The organism is Oleiphilus sp. HI0123 (assembly GCF_001635315.1).
In genome coordinates this window covers 1-2,890 of sequence record NZ_LWGE01001081.1, presented here as the reverse complement: position 1 = coordinate 2,890, position 2,890 = coordinate 1, and the positions used below count along the sequence as shown (strand labels likewise).

The 2,890-nt window shown below is 45.3% G+C and carries 3 protein-coding genes; all 3 read left to right on the top strand.

All coding sequences use genetic code 11. From position 1 onward, the window contains the following. The first annotated feature begins 5 nt into the window (after window positions 1–5). Genes A3761_RS10495 through A3761_RS10485 form a run of 3 tightly spaced genes read left to right on the top strand, consistent with a single transcriptional unit; the run spans window position 6 to window position 2,785 of the window. A complete protein-coding gene (locus A3761_RS10495; protein WP_068506818.1) occupies window positions 6–890 on the top strand; it encodes an NAD(+) kinase in 885 nt (294 codons plus the stop codon). A gap of 3 nt (window positions 891–893) precedes the next feature. After that, window positions 894–1,865 (top strand): metallophosphoesterase, encoded by a 972-nt coding sequence (locus tag A3761_RS10490; protein ID WP_068506816.1) that lies wholly within the window; start codon window positions 894–896, stop codon window positions 1,863–1,865. Next, a complete protein-coding gene (locus tag A3761_RS10485) occupies window positions 1,862–2,785 on the top strand; it encodes a rhomboid family intramembrane serine protease (protein WP_068506814.1) in 924 nt (307 codons plus the stop codon). Before A3761_RS10490 ends, A3761_RS10485 begins: the two co-directional genes overlap by 4 nt. Window positions 2,786–2,890: the final 105 nt, after the last annotated feature.

Below are 2,890 nucleotides of genomic sequence, written 5' to 3'. Positions count from 1 at the left end.
AAGGTATGGATCATTTTCGTAATATCGGTTTGATTGGTCGTATGGGCAGTGCCCAGGTCATAGAAACGATGCGTCGTTTAAGAAAATTTCTGGTTAATGAAGGTTATTATCTAATCATTGAAGAAAATATCGGTGCTTTAATTCCCGGGCATGGTTTGCAGGTTTCCAGTGTCAAAATGATGGGGGAAATGTGTGATCTGGTGATCGTAGTGGGTGGTGATGGAAGTTTGTTGGGGGCTGCTCGAGAGTTAGCTAAATCAAATGTTCCTTTGTTAGGAGTAAACCGTGGCCGATTAGGTTTTTTGACTGATGTGTCACCAACTGAGTTGGAATCGAAAGTAAAAGAAGTGCTTTCAGGGCAGTATATTCAGGAAAGACGCTTCCTGCTAGATGTTCATGTTAAGCGAAATGGCGAGCCGGTTGGCTTTGGTACCGCATTGAATGACATCGTTCTTCACCCGGGTAAGTCAACTCGTATGATCGGTTTTGACTTGTTTATTGAGGGTCAGTTTGTCTACAGTCAGCGTTCAGATGGTTTGATTGTTTCGACACCAACTGGGTCAACAGCTTACTCTTTGTCGGCCGGTGGGCCTCTTTTGCACCCTAAACTCGATGCAATCTCATTAGTTCCAATGTTTCCTCATACGCTCAGTAGCCGTCCAATCGTTGTTGACGGTAAAAGTGAGATTAAAATTGTGATTGGTGAAGGTAATGAGATTTACCCGCAGGTCAGCTGTGATGGTCAGCATCACATCCCTGTTGCGCCTGGCGATGCAGTATACATAAGTAAAAAACCACATAAAGTGCGTTTGATTCACCCTACCTCTCATAACTTCTATGAAACCTGTAGAGAGAAATTAGGCTGGGCCAATAACCTGATAAGTAGTTAATAGATGGCATTTGTTAAGAAAAAAGTTAAGCAAGGCTATGACCTGATTGGTGATATTCATGGTTGTGGTAACTCCCTTGAACGTCTGTTGAAAAAGATGGGTTATGAGAACAAGCAAGGTTGCTACCGTCATCCGCAACGCAAAGTGATTTTTGTGGGTGATATTGTTGATAGAGGCCCTCGAATTCGAGAAGCTCTGCATATTGTAAAAGACATGGTCGACCAATCGCAGGCCGAAATTGTCCTGGGCAATCACGAATACAATGCAATGTGTTACTGCACAGAGGGTCGTCAAGGTAGTGGCATGCAGTATTTGCGCGAGCACAACGCTCGTCATCACAGACTTATTCGAGAGACCTTGGAGCAGTTTGATGCTCATCGCTCCGAATGGCACAAGTTTCTATCGTGGTTTCATGAAATCCCTCTTTTTATTGAAAAAGAAGACTTCCGAGTGGTTCATGCTTGTTGGGATAGTTTAGCGATTGAACGTTTAAAATCTTATTCCCCAGACCATTGCATTAGTATGGACTTTTTGCACGAGTCTGCGGTCTCTGGTTCTTTCGCTAGCCGAATTATTGACAAGTTAACTCGCGGTACCGCATTGGAGCTGCCAAACGGTGAAACCATTCTAGGCAAAGATGGCTTGGCGAGAAGCATGTTTCGCACAAAGTTCTGGAGTGATGATCCCCAGATATACAATGATGTTGTCTTTCAACCCGACCCACTGCCGCCAGAAATGGCTGAGCGTCCTTTGTCGGCGATAGAGAAGCAGCAATTACTGACCTACCCAACAACAGAGGCGCCCGTATTTGTGGGTCATTACTGGATGTCTGGTGAGCCAGAGCCTATTCAATGCAATATTGCTTGCCTGGATTATAGCGCGGTGAAATATGGCCAGCTGGTGGCTTACCGAATGGATGGCGAGAGAGTCTTGAGTAAAGACAAGTTTGTGTCGGTGGACGTTACCCGGACATGAGTCGCATACCACCCATTCCACTAGACTTGGATCTTTCGGACTTTAGTCAATGGCTCCATTTTCAGGGCGTGGCCCATCGAGTCATTGAAAATCAGGGTGAACAAGCTTTGATTCTAGATGATGAAGGCTATGAGGAGCAGGTCTTGAGTGCGCTTGAACGCTACATGACAGAACCTCAGTATCGTAGTGGCCTAGCTGAGCAGCTTGATAAAATGCAGGACCAGCATCGGCGTCGTGAAGTGTTTCGTAAGCCGAGGGACCTGGTGGCATACACGAGGGCTAAACCAAGCCAAGCTCCTGTGATTTTTACACTTATCTTTGTTAGTGTGGCTTTTGCTTTTCTAACCGACTTTGGTAAAGGCGGTGCGCTGCTTAGATCTTTTTTGATCGTTGATCCCTTTAATTCCGGTTTGGATATGAACTCAGTCAGTGGGCGCTGGAATGCAATGCTTGATGTGCTTATCAGCGGCCAGGTCTGGCGCTTGGTTACGCCGGATTTTATCCATTTCAACGTCATGCACATCACCTTCAACCTGTTAATGTTGTGGGTGCTTGGTGGCCAGCTGGAAATGCAAAAAGGTTCCGTTTCGTTTATTGCCTTGACGATGTTTGTTTCCATTATTTCAAATATTGCTCAGCTTCTCGAAACTGGGTACTTCTTCGGTGGTTTGTCGGGAGTGGTATATGGTTTGGTAGGTTATTGCTGGTTATGGAAGATGTTTGATAAAAACATCTTTTTCCCTAATGTATTGTTAAAGTTTAGCTTGGTCTGGCTACTGCTTGGTTATACGCCTGTCACTGAGTGGTTGGGTTGGGGGAGAATGGCTAATGCCGCACACCTGTATGGCCTATTGTCGGGTCTGGTTTGGGCGGCAATTACCCTGTATGTGAATGAGCGTGTTATAGAAAAGAAAGTATAAAAAAACTCCGTTATCCACCGGGCCAAATGTTTTGGCCCGAGGTTAACGGAGTTCACATATGTATGTGTAGAGATGAGAGAGACCAAGTTGATTTCCGGTGAAAGG